16 protein-coding genes and 1 tRNA gene are annotated in these 17,316 nt (G+C 65.0%); 6 read left to right on the top strand and 11 right to left on the bottom strand.

Annotated features, from left to right (window positions below; translation table 11 throughout):
- Nucleotides 1–1,230 (top strand): cystathionine gamma-synthase family protein, encoded by a 1,230-nt coding sequence (locus AAG612_RS06145; RefSeq protein ID WP_342508272.1) that lies wholly within the window; start codon nt 1–3, stop codon nt 1,228–1,230.
- Between the two features lie 208 nt (nt 1,231–1,438).
- On the opposite strand, the gene AAG612_RS06140 is transcribed toward AAG612_RS06145, so the two are convergent.
- The 8 genes from AAG612_RS06140 to sppA form a co-directional block, all read right to left on the bottom strand.
- Nucleotides 1,439–2,872, bottom strand: coding sequence for an amidohydrolase family protein (locus AAG612_RS06140; RefSeq protein WP_342508270.1), 1,434 nt, complete (start codon nt 2,870–2,872; stop codon nt 1,439–1,441).
- A gap of 83 nt (nt 2,873–2,955) precedes the next feature.
- On the bottom strand, nt 2,956–3,840 hold the full coding sequence (locus AAG612_RS06135; protein ID WP_342508268.1) for an SDR family oxidoreductase: 885 nt from the start codon (nt 3,838–3,840) through the stop codon (nt 2,956–2,958).
- Nucleotides 3,837–4,172 carry a hypothetical protein gene (locus AAG612_RS06130; protein WP_342508266.1) on the bottom strand — a complete coding sequence of 112 codons (336 nt, stop codon included), beginning with the start codon at nt 4,170–4,172 and terminating at the stop codon, nt 3,837–3,839. The genes AAG612_RS06135 and AAG612_RS06130 overlap by 4 nt, the downstream gene beginning before the upstream one ends.
- A 93-nt stretch (nt 4,173–4,265) precedes the next feature.
- Entirely contained in the window at nt 4,266–4,913 is a 648-nt protein-coding gene (locus AAG612_RS06125) for an outer membrane protein (RefSeq protein WP_342508264.1), read from the bottom strand.
- A gap of 156 nt (nt 4,914–5,069) precedes the next feature.
- On the bottom strand, nt 5,070–6,107 hold the full coding sequence (locus tag AAG612_RS06120; RefSeq protein ID WP_342508262.1) for a GlxA family transcriptional regulator: 1,038 nt from the start codon (nt 6,105–6,107) through the stop codon (nt 5,070–5,072).
- A gap of 96 nt (nt 6,108–6,203) precedes the next feature.
- Nucleotides 6,204–6,515, bottom strand: a complete 312-nt coding sequence (locus AAG612_RS06115) for a hypothetical protein (RefSeq protein WP_342508260.1) — start codon at nt 6,513–6,515, stop codon at nt 6,204–6,206.
- Between the two features lie 88 nt (nt 6,516–6,603).
- Nucleotides 6,604–6,678 (bottom strand) — tRNA-Val (locus tag AAG612_RS06110).
- Between the two features lie 90 nt (nt 6,679–6,768).
- Nucleotides 6,769–8,670 carry a signal peptide peptidase SppA gene (gene sppA / locus AAG612_RS06105; protein ID WP_342508257.1) on the bottom strand — a complete coding sequence of 634 codons (1,902 nt, stop codon included), beginning with the start codon at nt 8,668–8,670 and terminating at the stop codon, nt 6,769–6,771.
- A gap of 110 nt (nt 8,671–8,780) precedes the next feature.
- Between sppA and AAG612_RS06100 the strand changes: the two genes are divergently transcribed.
- Both AAG612_RS06100 and AAG612_RS06095 read left to right on the top strand, forming a co-directional pair.
- A complete protein-coding gene (locus AAG612_RS06100) occupies nt 8,781–9,824 on the top strand; it encodes an aspartate carbamoyltransferase catalytic subunit (protein WP_342508256.1) in 1,044 nt (347 codons plus the stop codon).
- Nucleotides 9,821–11,053 (top strand): dihydroorotase, encoded by a 1,233-nt coding sequence (locus AAG612_RS06095; RefSeq protein WP_342508254.1) that lies wholly within the window; start codon nt 9,821–9,823, stop codon nt 11,051–11,053. Before AAG612_RS06100 ends, AAG612_RS06095 begins: the two co-directional genes overlap by 4 nt.
- Nucleotides 11,054–11,075: 22 nt before the next feature.
- On the opposite strand, the gene AAG612_RS06090 is transcribed toward AAG612_RS06095, so the two are convergent.
- The 3 genes from AAG612_RS06090 to AAG612_RS06080 are packed head-to-tail and all read right to left on the bottom strand — an operon-like array spanning nt 11,076 to nt 13,839.
- Complete coding sequence (locus tag AAG612_RS06090) at nt 11,076–12,461, bottom strand: SPOR domain-containing protein (RefSeq protein WP_342508251.1); 1,386 nt, start codon at nt 12,459–12,461, stop codon at nt 11,076–11,078.
- Nucleotides 12,462–12,465: 4 nt separating this feature from the next.
- Entirely contained in the window at nt 12,466–13,110 is a 645-nt protein-coding gene (locus tag AAG612_RS06085) for a hypothetical protein (protein ID WP_342508249.1), read from the bottom strand.
- 15 nt (nt 13,111–13,125) lie between these two features.
- Nucleotides 13,126–13,839, bottom strand: a complete 714-nt coding sequence (locus tag AAG612_RS06080) for an AAA family ATPase (protein ID WP_342508246.1) — start codon at nt 13,837–13,839, stop codon at nt 13,126–13,128.
- A gap of 330 nt (nt 13,840–14,169) precedes the next feature.
- On the opposite strand from AAG612_RS06080, the gene AAG612_RS06075 reads away from it, so the two are divergent.
- The 3 genes from AAG612_RS06075 to AAG612_RS06065 all read left to right on the top strand — a co-directional run bounded on the left by AAG612_RS06075 (nt 14,170) and on the right by AAG612_RS06065 (nt 17,257).
- Entirely contained in the window at nt 14,170–15,420 is a 1,251-nt protein-coding gene (locus AAG612_RS06075; RefSeq protein WP_342508244.1) for an SPOR domain-containing protein, read from the top strand.
- A 107-nt stretch (nt 15,421–15,527) separates the two neighbouring features.
- Nucleotides 15,528–16,877 carry a DUF418 domain-containing protein gene (locus tag AAG612_RS06070; RefSeq protein ID WP_342508242.1) on the top strand — a complete coding sequence of 450 codons (1,350 nt, stop codon included), beginning with the start codon at nt 15,528–15,530 and terminating at the stop codon, nt 16,875–16,877.
- Nucleotides 16,877–17,257: a hypothetical protein gene (locus AAG612_RS06065; protein WP_342508240.1), complete on the top strand. Its 381-nt coding sequence runs from the start codon at nt 16,877–16,879 to the stop codon at nt 17,255–17,257. Before AAG612_RS06070 ends, AAG612_RS06065 begins: the two co-directional genes overlap by 1 nt.
- The last annotated feature ends 59 nt before the right edge of the window (nt 17,258–17,316 follow it).

Here is a 17,316-nt window from a genome sequence, read left to right as displayed (position 1 = left end):
ATGGCCGACTACACCCCCGCAAACTCCTCCGCAGCCGGGGCAGACCGCATGTCCATCACCAGCCAGAAGCCTGCGACCATCGCGGTCTGGGGTGGCGAGGAAAAGCCCCTCGCCTTCGGCGCCGCGCAGGTGCCGATCGTGCAGAGCGCACCCTTCGCCTATGAAGACATGGACGAATGGGCCGCCGTCGCGCTGGGCCAGGCCGAAGGCTATATCTACTCGCGCAACACCAACCCGACCGTGGGCGTGTTCGAGGAGAAATGCCGCATCCTCGAAGGTGGCGAGAAAGCCATCGCCTTCGCCAGCGGAATGGCCGCGATTTCCAACACGCTCCTCTCCCTGCTGTCGCCGGGCGACCGGGTGGTGTCGATCAAGGACAGCTACGGCGGTACCAGCCGCCTGTTCATGGATACGCTGCCGCGCATGCAGATCGAGGTCGATCTGGTCGAAACCAGTGACGCCGACGCGATCGACGCGGCAATCGCGAAGGGCTGCAAGCTCGTCTATCTCGAAACGCCGACCAACCCGACGCTGAAAATCATCGATCTCGACCGCGCGATCGCTGCGGCCAAGGCGCAAGGCGCGATCACCGTGGTCGACAACACCTTCGCCACCCCGATCAACCAGCGCCCGCTGGAGTTCGGCGCCGACCTGGTGGTGCATTCGGCGACCAAGTATCTCGGCGGGCATGACGACGCGATGGGCGGCGTCCTGATCGGGCGCAAGGATCTGGTCCAGACGGTGTACGAACACCGCGAGATCTGCGGTGCGGTTCTCTCGGCCTTCTCCGCCTACCTGCTGCTGCGCGGGATGAAGACGCTCGACCTACGGGTGAAGAAGCAGAACCAGACCGGCCTCGCGGTTGCGCGTTTCCTGAACCAGCATCCCAAAGTGGCGAGCGTGTTTTATCCGGGCCTCGAAACCCACGATAAGCATGATGTGGCCAAGCGCCAGATGTCGGGCTTCGGCGGGATGCTCAGCTTCTCGGTGGATGGCGATTTCGACGCGCTCAAGCGCTTCGTCGGCGGTCTGAGATACGTCCATCGCGCCGCCAGCCTCGGCTCGGTCAACACGCTGATCGGCCCGCCCTCGGTGACCAGCCATGTCGAATGCACCGCCGAACAACGCGCTGAGCTCGGTATCTCGGAAACGCTGCTGCGCTATTCGTGCGGCGTCGAGGATGCCGAGGATCTGATCGCGCAGCTCGAGGAGGGATTGAAGGCGGTGTGAGGCGACCGGCACGGTCCTGAGGAGTTTCTGGCACTGCCTGGTTTTACGGATCGGGTGGACGAGCCACGAGCTCGGGAGTCACTTCGATACCGACCAGGTCGACGGTCCCCAGCAGCTTCAGTCGCGGGCGATTGGGATAGTCGACTAATCCTCGCTTACGCTGTCGGATAAACCCGCACCGGATATCCCCGCGCTATAATGAGCGCGATCAAGGCTGGAGGATGCCGGCATCCACGCCCTGTGCCTCCAAAGCCTCGACCAGATTGCGCTGCGTCCTCCGCAGGTCATGTATTGCGGCATCTTCGAGAAGCCGATCCAGCGCGGCTCTGTCGAGGTATCTGCCGCCTGCGACGACGGCGGAGATTGACCTTAGCGCACCGAGATCGGCCGAAGGATCGCTCTCAAGCAGGATCAGGTCTGCGCGGTAACCTTCGGCCACTCTTCCGGCCGTGTCTTGTTCGTCGAGAGCCTTCGCCGCATTGATCGTCGCCGCACGCAGAACCTGATTGCGGCCCAATCCAGCCTGTTCCAGCAGTTCCAGCTCTTCTATCAGTGAAATACCGGGCACATTGGTAAAAATGCCCGCGTCGCTCCCGGCCACAAGTAGCACGCCCTCATCGGACAAGATCCGCGTCATGCGTTTGTAGAAGTCGAATGCGGCCCGGTTCCTCGGTATGTTTTCGCCAGACCATCTTTCATATTCTGCCTCGCTTTGAGCAACGAGGATCGGATTGAGCAGTTCGGTCCCCTCGCGCTGCAGATATCCGCCTTGCGTTTCTGCCACGCGCAGCAGGTTGTAGAAGGCCAGCAGCGTTGGATCGACGGCAACCTGCGCTGCAGCAATCTGCCGCGCCAGTTCTCGTCCGGCATCCGCGTCATGGCGATCCCGCAATCCATGCCAGACGATCGATTCGACATGCTCGATCGTCACAATTCCGCCTTCGAGTATGTGAGCGAACTCGATCTCGAAGGGGATATCGTCTGGCATTCCGGGCTGCCGGACACCTTCGGGCGTGTGCCCCATGATGGTCATTCCCAGGCGGCCTGCCTCGTGGAGAATTGCCTCGTATGCTTCGCTGGTGAGATTGGAATAGACCTTCAGCCTGCGAAAACCGGCTTCGTATTGGCGCCGGACAGCCTGCCGCGCTTCCTCGGCAGTGGTCACCATTTCGTGGTTGATCTGGGCGTTGGGGCCGGGACTGTTCAGGATGGGTCCGGTCGTGATCAGGCGGGGGCCGACGATCTCACCGCGTTCGATCCGATCCGCCAGGCGCAGGTGGAAAGGCATGCCGCTTGCATTGCGCACGGTCGTCACGCCTGAGGCAAGGTAAGCCCCGAGCGAGGACCGGTCCCAGATATGCACGTGCATGTCGGTGAGCCCCGCCATGACGAAACGCCCGTGCCCGTCGATGACTGTCGCAACTCCGGCTTCACTGGTTTTCTCGATGGGCGTGACGCTTGCGATCCGCCCGTCCTCGATGAGGATGGACATGGCCTTGTCCACGCTCGCTTCTTCGCGGTCCAGATGAAGGATACGCACGTTGTGCAGGAGAAGCGTTTCGTCGCTTTGCGCCTGTGCCGGGGCGGCAAAGGATACGAATGCAAGGACGATCGCTGCGAACCCGGATCTTGCGATGCTCATAGCCACGTTACTTCCCTTCTCGTCGGATCACGTTCAATCCTCGATGCCCAGGAACCGGAATGTCTCGCCCAGGCTGTCGAGGCTTACCGGTCAGGGCCGACGGCGCGGCCCGCATGCGTTTGCGTGAAAAAGCGGGGCAGGCTGATCGTGCCGTAGGGCGGGGCGGTCATGTCCAGCTTCGACGCGGCGACGAAGAATTCGACAGCACTGACCTTGGCCTCGGCTCCGAACAGTTTGGCCAGCTTGATCGCGCCATCGGCGAGGGCAAGCGGGATGCGCGTGATGCGAACGGGTCGCTCCACGGCCTCGAACGCGAGTTCGGCGATTTCATTCTGAGTGAACGATTGGGGGCCGCCGATTTCGATGCGGGGCTGGCCGCTCTCGATGGCCGAAAGCGCGGCCTCCGCCAGATCGGCTCCGTCGATGGGGCTCATCCGGGCTTCGCCATCACCGAAAAGATACACGCGGCCGGATTTCGCCATGTCGAGAATTTCGACGAGGTCGGAGTAGAACCCGCTCGGGCATATGATTGTCGATTGGATGTCCGCTTGCGCCAATTCCTTCGTAAACCGCGATTTGGCCCGCGCCATCGCAACGTTCGGCATTTTTTCGGCGTTGAGCACGTGGATGTAGGCAAACTGCGGCACACCGGCTGCCAGTGCTTCGTCGAGCAGGTTGCGATTGGCCTGGTAGTCGACTTCCTCGTAGGTGAGTCCGTCTTTTTGCCTGGTTATGCCAAGCGCCGAAATTATCAGATCGACACCGCGCATCTGGCCGGAAAACGTCGCCGGATCGGTCGCTTCGGCGAAGACGATCTCGTCTATCGCATGGTTGAGCGCGATCAGTTTTTCGGGTTGCCGGGCAAGGGCCACCACTCTGAAGCCCGCCGCGTGGCATGCCGTCACCAGATGCGTGCCCAGATAGCCTGTGGCTCCTGCGATAAGCACTGTCTGCTTGCTGTCCGTCATCGTTTCATCCCATCATCCCGAAGATACCCGCAGCGCCGCTCCATCTCATAGATGATGGCTTCTGCGCGAGCCTGGCTGTTGTCTGCATCGAGAAAGCTGATGTCGGAATCCAGCTCCACGAGATCGCTATCGTCGGAACCGTCCAGGACACTGGCGACCCCCAATAGCACACCTTCCCGGCGGGATTCCCGTTCCGCCCGCCGCTCGTAATCGAGCGCCACAACCAGCTGCTCGCAGGACAGATGACGGTAGGACGCTGCGCGCTGCTCCGTGGTGGCGCAACCGGCGGTTGCGACAAGGCACAGGGCGGCAAGCACTCGAAAATTGGCCATGGTTTCTCTCGCTTGTCTAAATAAACTTGCAGGAAGCGATGGCAGAGGATCACCGAGGCCGCGCGAAGCGGCGTGATCCTCTGCCAATCGCCGTCAGAAGCGCAATGCGACGCCGCCAAGCACCTGATCGGATGCCAGTGAGCCATCGAATTCGGTGCGCCGGTATTCCGCGCGGATCGACAGGCCACGAGGCAAGGCGATCTCCACGCCGCCCCCGTAGAGCCATCCATCGTCCGTGGCGGAGCCGCTTGCGACCGGCTGCGACTGACCCGCCTCGAATGCGCGGGTGCGGTTGCGGTTCAGCGCATAGCCACCCCGGCCATAGAGCAGGACGTTCTCGACAGGGGTAAAGCCTGCCCTCAGACTAAGGTCGGCAGCCCAGCGGGAATCGACTTCGATCGTTCCTGCTCCGGCGACATCGGTTTGCAGCGTGCCGCCATTTACCGCGACGCCCGCCTCGATCCCGACGACCATGGTGTCGAACTGACGATCGTAGCCGACGAATCCTCCGAAAATCGCTGCATCGGTATCGTCGGTGAGGCGAATGTCCGCCGGCGCGACCGGGATCTGCTCGTCGATATCGCGTTTTTCCCAGCCCGCTTGGGCCCCGATGCTAACCCCCTCGAATGGGTCCTGCCGGTCCTGCGCAGAGAGGGGGTCGGCAAACAGCAGCCCGGTCATGGCCAAGGCTCCGACCAGGCTCAGCACGGTGCGCGATGTATCGGTTGCAATAGTTCTCATAGGTATTCTCCTTTTCGTCGTTCAGATTGGTCGTGAGTCTTCGCTGCGCAGAGCAGGGCTCGCGCAAGGGAATGCGAATTTCGTAATGGGTGTTGGCCGCGGGCGGGCTGCGGCGAATGTGCCGGTGCGCCGCCGTGTCAGGCTAAAGTGGGGCGATCATGAGCTGTCGATCTGCGCAATCGAGCCGTGCGGGCGGAACCGATCGCGATAGTCGCTGGCCGCTATGCCGAGATGTCGCTGGAAGACGCGCCGCATCCGCTCCGGATTTCCAAAACCGGTATCGAGGGCGATCTGGTCGATCAGCGCGTCCGTTCGCTCCAGCTGGATGCGCGCCGCCTGCAGTCTTGCCAATTCGACGTAACTCGCGGGCGTCATGCCGATCGCATCCTTGAACTTGCGCGCAAAGGATCGGTCCGACATCAAGGCGATCTCCGCCAGCGCGGGAACACCAAGATCGGCACCAGGGTTGGCCTGCACATGGGCGAGCACGCGAGAGATGATGGGATCGTCGCTGTTCTGCGCAATCAAGTTGGCGCTGAACTGCGACTGCCCGCCAGGGCGCATCATATACATGACGTTATAGCGCGCGACCTGAAGAGCCACATCGTGCCCGAAGTCGGCCTCGACCAGAGCCAGGGTCAGATCCATGCCGGATGTCACCCCCGCAGAGGTCCAGATGCGGCCGTCATTCACGAAGATCGAGTCGGGTTCGACCGTGACCGAAGGATATCGCCGGGCGAGGATCGGAGCCCACCACCAATGGGTGGTGGCCCTGCGGCCATCCAGCAATCCAGTCTCCGCAAGGATCATCGCCCCGGTGCAGATCGATACGACGCGCCGCGCCTTTTGCGCGGCCCACACGACGAACGCCAGAAGATCATCGTCCTTCAGCGCCGCGCTGGTGCCGTGGCCGCCTGATATGATCAGCGTATCTATCGGTAGATCGCTGTGGCGCGCATCCTGAAAGGAAAGATCGGGCTGAAGTGTAAGTCCGCTCGTCGTCCTGACAGGCCCGGTATCGCCAGCAAGAAGCTTGGTGCGATAGCGGGCATCACTTTCGGGAGCGAAAAGCTCGACGCCGCTGAGCACCTCGATTGGGCCTGCGACGTCCAGAATATGGGCATCGGGGTAAGCCACCATCGCTACATCTATGGGTGCAACTTTTGGGGCGCATATGGTCTGTTTGCTGTTCATGCCGTTGCTCTACAGCGAAGCCTTGCTGTCTGTAAGGACAACAACCCCTCGCTTTCTGCCAACGGACCGGCTGCCGAGTCACAGGCTCCTTAAGCGCTACGCTTCTCCTCGCTGCCTTGCCCGTTCCATCCTTGCCGCCATCGAGAAATTCTTGCGCAACGCCAGCGTCGGCTTCTCGACAAGGTGCCACGACATGACCGCGAACAAAACGATGACCGGCATCGACACCACGAACAGCGCGAGGATGCTCTCGATGCCGAAAAAATGCACCATCGTCTGCTGCACCGGGAAGCCATAGAGGTAGATGCCGTAGCTGTAGTCGCCCCGTTTGAAGAAAGGCACGGTCGGCAGTTTCGTCACCCCCACGAAAGCCATCAGATAGGTGAGGAGCGGCGCGGAGAGAAACACCCTAACGGGTCATTGGGCCAATCCCCGTCACCGATGAAACCGAATACCAGCAGGATCGCGGCCCATCTCTTCCAAGTCTTTGAAAAGATGGTGGGCGCGGCAAGGATTGAACTTGCGACCCCACCCGTGTGAAGGGTGTGCTCTACCACTGAGCTACGCGCCCGGCGCGTCTCTCGGGAAACGCCGAGGGGCGCCTTTGCCAATCCTCGCCCCGTAGCGCAAGCGCTTTCATGCGCCGCGCCGGGCCATGTCGCTACTGGGCGAAGGTGCGCGCCAGCGCGGTGAACCAGTTGCCCTGCCAACCGCCTTGGCCAAGCGCGCCGGTGTTGCGCACCGCTGCGGGCTGTTCGGGACAGCCGAGGCAATAGGCACGCATGCCGGGAGTGGCGATCAGCCGTTCGAGATCGCGTGCGACCCGGGCCGGTGTCTGGGCTTCGCGCTGAGCAGTGATCGCGAAGATATCGCCGCTGGTTGACGCCCGCGCGTTGTTGCCGCCGATCATTCGGGCCAGCAGAGTGTCGAATTCGTCCGCATCGCCGCCGAGGAAGGCGGCGTGCCAGCCCCCCTCTTCAAGCTCGGCCTGTGCGGCGACCCATTCCAGCGCATCGTCGAGATCGCCGAACTGGTCGACGAGACCGTTCTGGCGCGCGGTGCCGCCATCCCAGACGCGGCCCTGGCCGATCGCGTCGATCTGCGCGATGCTCTTGCCGCGCGATTCGGCGACGATCCGCAGGAAGCGATCATAGCCGTTCTCGATCGAGGCCTGCAGGATCTGCTCGGTCTCGGGATTGAACCCGGCGATGAAATCGGGCTGACCCGACAGCGGAGTGGTCGTCACGCCGTCGGCGCTGACGCCCCAGTCGTCGGCCAGCCGTTCGAAAGTGGGCAGCACGGCGAAGATGCCGATCGAGCCGGTGATCGTCTCGGGCTCGGCAAAGATACGGTCGGCGGGAGTCGAAACCCAGTAGCCGCCGCTGGCGGCGACGTTCGCCATGCTCACTGCGACCGGGATATCCATCGCCTTGTGGCGCAGGATCGCTTCGCGAATGGCCTCGGAGGCAAGCACCGATCCGCCGGGGGAATCGACCCGCACGACGAGGCCCTTCAGGCCATCGTCCAGCGCATCGTCGAGCAGCTGGGCAATCCGGTCGCCGCCGGCGGTGCCGGGGCCAGCATCGCCGTCCACGATTTCGCCCGCGATGGTCACGACGCCGATCGCGTCGCCGCTATCGTCGAACGGATTGTCGGCCAGCCAGGTCGTGAAATCGGTCTGCGCGAAGGCACCGGGTGCCTTGTCCCCACGATCCTTTCCCACGATTTCGGCGACGTGCTCGCCAAATTGGGTCCAGCTGCCGAGCTTGTCGACAATGCCGGCGTCGAGCGCGGCTTCGGCGATGTCACCGTCGGCAGAGGTGACCCACGCCGCCGGGGTATTGGCCACCCGGTCGATGTCGATCTTGGGCCGGGCCTTCTTCACGCGTGCCTGCCATTCGCTCCACAGCTCGCCATACAGCGCCTGGGCGTTTTCGCGCGCGGGCGCGGACATCGAATTGCCGAGATAGGGCTCCACCGCGGACTTGTAGGTGCCGACCTTGTAGACGCGCGCATTGACGCCGAGCCTGTCGAGCAGTTCGCCGTAATAGAGGCGGTTGCCGCCCGTCCCCGCGATCAGCGCACCGCCCAGCGGATCGAGCCAGACTTCGCTCGCATGCGAGGCGAGGCGAATGCTGTCGTCGGCATAGCCGATACCGTAGGCCAGCACGGGCTTGTCCGCTGCGCGCACGGTATCCAGCGCGGCACCCACTTCGCGCAGGTGAACCGCGCCCGCGCCAACGAATTCGCGCAGGTCGAGGACGACAGCCTTGATCCGATCGTCGCCAGCGGCGGTTTCGAGCGCGTGGACGACTTCCTGCACATCGTGCTCGCCGGTCGGTGCCTGGCCCGAAAGGAGTGCGGAGAACGGATCGATCGGCGTCTTCTCCTCGACGATGAACCCGTCGAGCTTCATCATCAGCGCGCCTTCCTTCACTGCCGCGGCGTTGGGCCGCGCGGTGAGGATCGCGAAGAGCAGGGCAAAGAACAGCAGCAGGAACACCAGCGACAGGCCATCCTTGACGGCGACCAGCAGTTTCCAGACATTCTTCGCAAAGGCCATATTCGTAATTCCCGTCGCTTTTAGCGCGCCATACCTAAGGGCCGTTAACGAATCGCGCCAGCCGAATGTGCTTGAGCGGCCCATACGGCTCGACTAGTGGCATGGCTTTGATGGCTTCTGCAGGTTCCTCTTCCGGCTCTGGCCGATTCCCCGCCGGGGGCAATGCCTTTCCCCATCCCAGCCTGACCGGTATCGCCCAGCTAGAGCGGCACGAGATCCTCTATCTGCTGGCCGAGGCGGAGCAGTGGGTCGAATTCAACCGTCAGCCGGACAAGCATTGCGACCTGCTGGCGGGGATGACGATCATCAACGCGTTCTTCGAGAATTCCACGCGCACGCTGCTCAGCTTCGAGATCGCGGGCAAGCGGCTGGGTGCGGACGTGGTCAACATGCACGCCGCGCAGTCGAGCGTGAAGAAGGGCGAGACGCTGCTCGACACCGCGATCACGCTGAACGCGATGCGGGCCGATGCGATCGTGATCCGCCATGGCTCCAGCGGTGCGGTCGACCTGATCGACGGCAAGGTCGATTGCCCCGTGCTAAACGCCGGCGATGGCAGCCATGAGCATCCGACCCAGGCGTTGCTCGATACACTCGCGCTGCGCCATGCGCTGGACGAGCGGGGCGAGGGCGCGGAGGATTTCACCGGCCTCGTGGTAACGATCTGCGGCGACATCGCGCATAGCCGGGTCGCGCGGTCCAATATCCTATGCCTCCAGGCGATGGGTGCAAGCGTGCGCGTGTGCGCGCCGCCGGCGCTGATGCCCGCCGGGATCGAGATGATGGGCGCGCGGCCGTTCGTCGATTTCGACGCCGCGCTCGAAGGCAGCGACGTGGTCATGATGCTGCGCCTTCAGGCCGAGCGGATGAGCGGGCAGTTCATCCCCTCGATGCGCGAATATCATCACCTCTACGGGCTGACGCAGGAGCGTTTGCGCCGCGCCGCGCCCGATGCGCTGGTGATGCATCCCGGGCCGATGAATCGGGGGGTGGAGATCGACAGCGATGTCGCCGATATGCTCGACCGGTCGATCATCACGCGGCAGGTTGAAATGGGCGTGGCGGTGCGCATGGCGTGCCTCGACGTATTGACGCGGCGCGCGCGCATGCTGCCCGGCTGGGAGGCTCCGCTGGGCCAGGGGCAATGGCGATGAAGCAGGTGCAGCCCATCGCGATCGCCAATGGCAAGGTCGTGACGCCCGATGGCGTGCGCGACGGTGCGGTCCGCCTCGCCGAGGGCATGATCGTGGGCGTTGGAGACGAGGCCAGGCAGGATGGCGACGAGGTGATCGACGCCAAGGGCAAGCTCATCGTGCCAGGGCTCGTCGATCTGGGCGTCTTCGCGATCGACAAGCCCGCCTTCCATTTCGGCGGCATTTCGCGCGCTGCGCTGATGCCCGACCAGAACCCCCCGCTCGATCTGCCGAGCCGGGTCAATTACATCGCCAAGAGCGGCAAGCCCGATCTATGGGTTCATCCCCTGGCCGCCGCCACGCGGGGGCTGGAGGGCGAGCAGCTGGGCGAGGTCGCGCTGATGCGCGAGGCGGGCGCGCGGGGCATCGCGACGGGGCGCCGGTGGATCGCCGACAGCGGCGTGATGCTGCGCGTGCTGCAATATGCCGCGATGCTCGATCAGGTGGTCGTCGCCCATGCCGAGGATGGCGGGCTGGCGGGTAGCGAGGCGGTCGCAACCGCAGGCGAGATGGCGACCCGGCTCGGGCTGCCCAGCGCCCCGGCGCAGGCCGAAGCGCTGGCGGTCGCACGCGATATCGCGCTGGCCGAGATTGCGGGCGCGCGTATTCATTTCCGGCAGTTGACCACGCAAGGCGCGCTCGAACTGGTGCGCGCTGCGAAGGCGCGCGGCGTGCCGGTGACGGCAGGCGTGACGCCCGCGCATTTCATGCTGTCCGACCTCGCGATCGGCGACTTCCGCACCTTCGGCAGGCTCTCCCTACCACTGCGCAGCGAGGATGACCGCCATGCGGTGGTCGCGGCGATCGGCGACGGGACGATCGACGTGATCGCCAGCGGTCACGATCCGCGCGGGCCGGAGGACAAACGCCTGCCGTTCACCGATGCAGAGCCGGGCATGGCGGGGGCAGAAACGCTCCTGTCCTGCACTCTGACGCTGGTCAGGGACGGGGTGATCGATCTGCCGCGTGCGTTCGATCTGCTGGCGGGCGCGCCCGCGCGGCTGCTCGGCGTCGATGCCGGCGAGATCCGCGAGGGCTTCGAGGGCGATATTGCCCTCGTCGATCCAGAAAAGCCGTGGGTGGTCGACCGGCGCAAGATGGCCGCGACCGCCGACAACACGCCATTCGACGGCCAGCCCATGCAGGGCCGCGTGCTCGGCCTCTGGAAGGGCGGCGTCAAAGTCGACTGACGCCCCGCCTCAAGGCTTGGTTTCAGCGGCTGGCGACGCGGCGTCCGGAATCGAGCGTGCCGGGCAGCGGCTTGCTCTCTTCCCAGGCGATGCAACCATGACCCTTCGCCTGGACCGTTTGGCATAGCGATTTGGCGCTCGCCGCGGCGAGATTGCCGGCCGAGAGGCGGTAGTAGATCTTGCCACGCACCTTGGCGCGGGTGATGACCTGCTCGCGATCCGAGATTTGCGGGTAGCGCTTGGCGAAGATGGCCCAGCCGCGCTTGGCATCGGCTTCGCTGGCATAGCTGCCGAGCTGGGCGAGGTAAGAGCCATCGGCAAGGTCGGTGCTCGCGCTGCGCGTTGCGCGGCCCGGCCTGGCTGCCGGCTTGGGCGTCTGCACCGCGACTGCGGCGGTCTGCGGGCGCGGTGCGGCCCGTTTCGGCGTGGCCTGCACCACCGGATCGCTCACGACGCGCGAGGCGACGGTGCCGTTGTTGGCGACGAAGGCGGACGCGAAACTGGACGCCGGAGGAGTCGGTGCGGAAGTCCGCGCGCCGACCGGCGTGTCGAGCGGCTTGAGCTCGCGCGTCACAGTGTTCGCGGCGAGCAGATCGACCGGCGGCAATTCGCCCGAAGGCACCGGCGCCTGAGCGGCGGCGGCGGTTTCGGTGGTCGCAGCGCTGGCCTTCGCAAGCAGCTGATCGGCAGTCGGCCCGGTGTCGAGCGCGAGCTGCGTGGGCATCCCGGTATCGGCTTGCGGTTGGACGCCGAGCAGTGCGGCGACCCGCGCGGTATAGTCTGCCGGACGTGCGACACTGGCCCACTGCGAGATGCGCTTGTCCAGCTCGGCTGGCTCCACATCTTCGGCGGCAATGATCCGCGCTGCCGCCCATTGGCCACCCAGCGCGTAGGCGTAGGCAAGGTTCTGGCGCATCGTCGGCGTGTTCTCCCCGCCGCGCAGCGCATTGGTGAGCACCTGCGCACCCATTTCCGGGTTGCCAGCCAGCGCATAAGCGAGGCCGAGGTCGGCTGGCGACATGGCATCGCGCCACTCGCCCAGCGTCTCGAGCGCCACTGCCTGTTCTCCGAGCGCGATCGACGCGAGCGTGAAGCCCAGTGCGGTGCGCGGAGATACGTCGCCCAGCACCAGAGCATCGTCGTAGGCCTGCTGCGCCGAAGCGAAGCGCCCGGCGGCGAGATAGGACGATCCCAGTTCGGCCTTGGCAGCCGGGTCCCGCGGCGCGGCGAGCACCGCCTGTTCGGCCAGCGAAATCGCCTTGTCGACCTTGCCGTCGGCGCGCGCGGCTGCCGCGTTGGACGCAGAAGCGGTGCGTCCGCCGGCGCTTCCGGCGGAACAGCCCGTCAGGGCGAGCGCAGCGGTAGCGGTGGCGGCCAGCAGGGCCTTGTTGAGGTTGGGGCGGATCATCGGATCATCCTTCCTGTTGGGGTCGCGATTGCACGCGCGCGACCAGCGCGTCGAGTTCGGGTGTCGTGGCGAACATGGCGTCCACCGCTTCGGTGACGAGGGCTTGCGCACTGCGACCTGCAAGGGTGCAGGCGAGGCGCAGTTTGAGGTGACGTTCGGCGTCGAGCCGCAGGGTAAAGGCGGTGCGCTTGCCGCTGGAGGCAGTGTGCGGCGCGCCTTTCGGGGCGCTCGGGCGCGTGGTTTGCGAGCGCGGCAGGCGCGGCGCAGGCTTGCGGATCGGCGTGACGTTCTCGGCAACCTCGTCTCGCTCGGTTGCGGTGCTCTGCGCATGGCTGGCGAGCGGCGCGAAATCGTCCTTTGCGCAGGTGTCATCCGCCTCGTCGCCAACATCGTTCGCATGCTGGGCAGGGGCGGCGTGGGCGGTGTGCTGCGGTTCGGATTGCGCGGTTTTCGCTGGCGACCGGTCCGGCTCGCCCAGATCGTTCCAGCCGAGATCTTCCAGCGCAGCCTCGCTCATGCCGGGCTGAGAGGGGTGTGCGCCTGTCACCGCGTTCGTCACCATCGGCGACTGGCGGCGCATGGCGGGCTTGGCACCGCCCTTGCGCGCGAGCAGCGCAGGTGACAGCGAAGCGAAGTTCATGTCGGTCATCGCGCGCGTGCCTCCTTACTGCGCGATCCGGCGGCCGAAACCGCCCTGTCGCGGGGCATGCGGCATGTGGACTGTCGAACCCGGTGCGGAAAACACGGTCCGGCGGAAATTCTTTTCCAGCCGGTCTGCGATGTAATTCCACAAGGCCGTGACTTCCGCCGAGGATCGGCAATCCTGGTCGATCTCCATCACCGTGCGCCCGTCGATCATCGACGCGGCGAAATCGGTGCGGTGATGCAGCGTGACCGGCGCAACCGTTCCGTGCTGGCTGAGCGCAACGGCAGCTTCGGAGGTGATCCGCGCCTTGGGCGTTGCGCCGTTGACCACGAAGACCAGCGGCTTGCCGGCACGCTCGCACAGGTCGACCGTGGCGCCCACTGCGCGCAGGTCGTGCGGGCTGGGACGGGTGGGCACCACGATCAGCTCGGCAACCGAAATGACGGATTGGATGGCCATCGTAATGGCGGGCGGCGTATCGATCACGGCGAGCTTGAAGCCCTGATCGCGCAGCGTATTGAGATCGTGGGCAAGGCGCGCAACGGTAGTCTGCGCGAAGGCGGGATAGTCTGCCTCGCGCTCGTTCCACCAGTCGGCGAGCGAACCTTGCGGGTCGATGTCGATGAGCACGACGGGGCCTGCGCCCGCGCGTTGCGCCTGCACCGACAGGTGGCCGGATAGCGTCGTCTTGCCCGACCCGCCTTTCTGCGATGCCAATGCCAGAACTCGCACTGGGTGGTTCCCCCCGTAAAGCCTTAGTGTCCCGTATCGCGACCGAAAACGGCCCGATGCGTGGCGAGACTTCGCAGGATACCCTTTATTTTGGGTTAAACACGGGCGGCCGGTATCGTGCTTTGCGGCGGTATTGCATGGCTGCATGGCGAGGGGGCGACGGCTCGCCCGGTTTGGGGTCGGGGGGCGGACTTCGAATGCGGCCCATGATAGCGCAGTGGATCGGGCGCCGATCGTGACGCTGTGGGCACCCTAGTGGTAATCGGGCGTTAACCAACGCACGCTAGCGCTCATCGTGAATCAATGCGCTGGCTTATGACGGGGATTACCATGACCATGCGACAGACCACGCACAAGAGCCGCAATCTGGCCCTGAAACTTGCCCTCGCCGGCGCTTTTGTCGCGATCCCGGGAGTTGCGCTTGCCGACGTCAATGCCGGTGTGGCCGCGTGGGAACAGGGCGACTATGCCACCGCTGTGGCCGAATGGCGCGGGCCTGCGGGCGCGGGCGATGCCGATGCGCAGTTCAATCTGGGCCAAGCCTATCGTCTCGGGCGCGGGGTCGAGCAGAACACCCGCCAGGCCGAGATCTATTACGCGAAAGCCGCCGCGCAGGGCCATGTAAAGGCAGCCGACAACCTTGGCCTGCTCCTGTTCCAGAACGGGCGGCGCGAAGAGGCCATGCCCTATGTCCGCGATGCCGCCGACAGGGGCGATCCGCGCGCGCAATATCTGCTGGGCATTGCTCATTTCAACGGTGACATGGTGCAGCGCGACTGGGTTCGCGCTTACGCCCTTCTGACGCTCGCCAATTCTGCCGGGCTGCCGCAGGCGGCGGGCGCGGTGGCGCAGATGGATACGCATATCCCGCTCGAGCAGCGCCAGCAGGCACAGGCCCTCGTGCCGCAGTTGAAGCGCGAAGCCGATGCGCGCCGGTCCAGCCGTCTCGCCGCCGCCGATCTTGGCGCGCGCCCTGCCGCTCCCGCCCGACCGACGAACGATGCCGGACAGGCGTCCACGGCGGCGGGAGCATTGGCTTCGACCCGCGCTGCGCGTGTGCCGCAGCCGGTACGCGAAACGCGCGTCGCGCCCTCGGTTACCGCCGCGCAATCCGCGATTGCCGAGGCGAGCCGCGTGACGGGCACCGAAAGCCCAGCCGATGCGGGTGCGACCTTTGCCAGCCGCTCAACCTCGCTGCCCGATCCTGCCCGCAATGCCGGCAATCGTGTGGAGGCGCAGCCGACCACGCCGCAGGTCGTCCGCAGGACTCCGGCACCGCAGCCGCAACCCGCACCGCGCGCAGTTGCCCGTACGGAGCCAAGCGCCAGCGCGGGCACGCAAGTCCGTGCCATGGGCGGCCCGTGGAAGGTTCAGCTCGGCGCATTCGCGGTCGACGGCAATGCCGAACGGTTGTGGGCGCGTCTTTCCGGGCGATCCGAGCTGGCGGGCGCGACCCGCGTGCTCGAACCCGCAGGTCGGGTGACCAAGCTGCTCGCAGGTGGCTATGCGAGCCGCGCAGCCGCGCAGGATGCCTGCGCCTCGCTGAAGCGCAGCGGGCAGGACTGTCTCGTCACCCGCTAGGACCCACGCACAGCCGAAATTCGTCGGCTAGCGCAGGTCGCCCGTCGAACGCTGTTTCCCTGCGCAAGGGCCGATGATATGTCCGCCTTTCAAGGGGGACAACCGACATGACCGATGCGACGATGGCGGCCACGCCTGACCAGGGTGTAGCGCAGAAAGCCGCCGCGAAGGCCGCGCCGATCTCGGCGAGCGGCGGCAATCGCCTGCTGAGCCTCGATTTCACGCGCGGTATCGCGGTGATGGGGATCCTCGCGGCCAATATCGTCGCCTTCGGGCAGCCGATGATCGCCTATATGTGGCCCGAGGGCTTCATGACCCCGCATGGCGAGACGTCCAACTGGATGTGGGTCGCGCAATTCGTACTCGTCGACGGCAAGATGCGCGGTCTGTTCACGCTGCTGTTCGGTGCGGGGATGATCCTGTTCCTCGACAAGGCTTGGGAGCGCGGGCAGGGCCGTGGCCTCCAGTTCCGGCGGCTGCTATGGCTGCTGGCGTTCGGCGCGATCCACTTCTTCTTCATCTGGCGCGGTGACATCCTGATGCTTTACGCGATGTGCGGCATGGTTTCGCTGCTGTTCGTAAAGTGGCGGCCGAGGACGCAGCTCGGAGTGGGCATCACATTCTACGTTGTCGGTGCGGCGATTATGACCGCGATGTCCACTTTCTTCTACTGGGTGATGGAAGCCGGCGGGGCGAAGGCGATGGCGGCTTCGGGCGCGCAAAGCGGCGGCCCCTCGGACCCCGAGCAGGTGCGCGCGCAATTCGAGGTGATGAAAACGCAAGGCCTCGATATGGCGCAGGTCGAGACCCCGCTGATCCAGTCGGGCGACTACCTCGGCTGGGTGCAGTATAATCTGTCGGAACATTGGTCGGAGCCGTTTACCAACATCATGATCTTCGGGTTCGAGACGATCCCGTTGATCCTGATCGGCATGGCGCTCTACCGCTTCGGCTTGTTCGATGGCCGGATCAGCGCGAAGAAACAGGCGATCTGGGGTGCCATCGGCGTAGCGGTCGGCGTGGCCGGATCGCTCGCGATCGGCTTGTGGACGCTCGAGCAGGACCTCAGCTTCTACGCGACGTTCCTCAGCTTCGTCGGCACGAGCACCTTCGTCCGTTTGCCCTTCGTGATCGGCCTCGCCGCGCTGCTGGCGCTGATCGGCCCGCGGGCGACCGGCTGGCTGGGATCGCGGGTGAGCGCCGCGGGACGCATGGCGTTCTCGAACTATCTCGGGACTTCGATCCTGATGCTGTTCGTGTTCCATGGCTTCGCGCTCGGCCTCTATGGCGAACTGACCCGTCCGCAGCTCTATATCGTTATGGTGGTGGCATGGATCATCATGCTGGCATGGTCGAAGGCGTGGCTCTCTGTCTTCCGCTTCGGACCGCTCGAATGGCTGTGGCGCTGCCTGACTTACGGCAAGCTGTTCCCGATCCGCCGTCAGCCCGAGGCATAGTGACCAAAGCGGCGCTCGCGATCGGCCTCGCGGCACTGGTGGTCGCATGTTCGGAGCCAATCGCGCCGCGCGATATTGCGGGTGTCTACATGGGCACGCTGGGCGAGGGCGACGCCTATCGGCTCGAGATGGGCGAGGACATGCTCTATCGCTTCTGCCGCGCGGACGAGCCGCAATGCTCCCCGCCCGAGGATCGCGGGCGCTATCACGTCGTGCGATTGGGCTCGACCTCGTTCGTCCGGTTCAGCCTTCTGTGCATCACCTTCGAGGGCGATTGCAGAAACTACGAAGCGAGCGCGAAGCTGCGCCGCCCCGGGTCGGTCGAGATCGCCTTCGTGGATGACACCGGCGCGACCCGGGTGTTCGAAAAGCAGCGTTAGATCGCGCCGGATCGGACAAGAATCACTTTGCTCTTGTTTGTGAGAACAAGTCGCATTAA

The sequence above is a fragment of the Citromicrobium bathyomarinum genome (assembly GCF_038594605.1).
Classification (GTDB): Bacteria; Pseudomonadota; Alphaproteobacteria; order Sphingomonadales; family Sphingomonadaceae; genus Alteriqipengyuania; species Alteriqipengyuania bathyomarina_B.
Note: the sequence above shows the minus strand (reverse complement) of the source record. Positions and strands in the feature narration are given on the sequence as shown.

Coding starts and splice junctions, on each gene's coding strand:
- AAG612_RS06075 (WP_342508244.1), top strand. CDS start 14,170: ATGACCATGCGACAGACCACGCACAAGAGCCGCAATCTGGCCCTGAAA.
- AAG612_RS06120 (WP_342508262.1), bottom strand. CDS start 6,107: ATGAACAGCAAACAGACCATATGCGCCCCAAAAGTTGCACCCATAGAT.
- AAG612_RS06100 (WP_342508256.1), top strand. CDS start 8,781: ATGGCTTCTGCAGGTTCCTCTTCCGGCTCTGGCCGATTCCCCGCCGGG.
- AAG612_RS06145 (WP_342508272.1), top strand. CDS start 1: ATGGCCGACTACACCCCCGCAAACTCCTCCGCAGCCGGGGCAGACCGC.
- AAG612_RS06125 (WP_342508264.1), bottom strand. CDS start 4,913: ATGAGAACTATTGCAACCGATACATCGCGCACCGTGCTGAGCCTGGTC.
- AAG612_RS06130 (WP_342508266.1), bottom strand. CDS start 4,172: ATGGCCAATTTTCGAGTGCTTGCCGCCCTGTGCCTTGTCGCAACCGCC.
- AAG612_RS06085 (WP_342508249.1), bottom strand. CDS start 13,110: ATGACCGACATGAACTTCGCTTCGCTGTCACCTGCGCTGCTCGCGCGC.
- AAG612_RS06090 (WP_342508251.1), bottom strand. CDS start 12,461: ATGATCCGCCCCAACCTCAACAAGGCCCTGCTGGCCGCCACCGCTACC.
- sppA (WP_342508257.1), bottom strand. CDS start 8,670: ATGGCCTTTGCGAAGAATGTCTGGAAACTGCTGGTCGCCGTCAAGGAT.
- AAG612_RS06140 (WP_342508270.1), bottom strand. CDS start 2,872: ATGAGCATCGCAAGATCCGGGTTCGCAGCGATCGTCCTTGCATTCGTA.
- AAG612_RS06135 (WP_342508268.1), bottom strand. CDS start 3,840: ATGACGGACAGCAAGCAGACAGTGCTTATCGCAGGAGCCACAGGCTAT.
- AAG612_RS06095 (WP_342508254.1), top strand. CDS start 9,821: ATGAAGCAGGTGCAGCCCATCGCGATCGCCAATGGCAAGGTCGTGACG.
- AAG612_RS06070 (WP_342508242.1), top strand. CDS start 15,528: ATGACCGATGCGACGATGGCGGCCACGCCTGACCAGGGTGTAGCGCAG.